At 44.9% G+C, this 236-nt stretch carries 1 protein-coding gene and 1 pseudogene; both read left to right on the plus strand.

Annotated elements, in window-relative coordinates; genetic code table 11:
- Window positions 1–72: hypothetical protein (locus tag UC75_RS21865; RefSeq protein WP_228137401.1), on the plus strand; the 72-nt coding region annotated here is incomplete at its 5' end.
- A 12-nt stretch (window positions 73–84) separates the two neighbouring features.
- A pseudogene (gene fadA / locus UC75_RS21870) lies at window positions 85–236 on the plus strand (acetyl-CoA C-acyltransferase); the annotation flags it as partial.

Consider the following 236-nt stretch of genomic DNA (forward strand, 5'->3'; position numbering starts at 1 on the left):
TTAGGTAAGGCTTATGAAGCGCCACAAATGTTGCGTGACATGGCTGCTAACAACAAAAAATTCTACGGTTAAGGAGCAACGTGAATGGCTACTTTAAATCCACGTGACGTTGTCATCGTTGATGGCGTACGTTCTGCAATGGGTAAAACCAAAAACGGTATGTTCCGCAATGTACGTGCTGACAGCTTATCTGCTGAGTTGGTTCGTGCACTCGTTGCTCGTAACCAATTTGACAC

The sequence above is a fragment of the Acinetobacter sp. V2 genome (assembly GCF_001188385.1).
In the GTDB taxonomy this organism is placed as follows: Bacteria; Pseudomonadota; Gammaproteobacteria; order Pseudomonadales; family Moraxellaceae; genus Acinetobacter; species Acinetobacter oleivorans.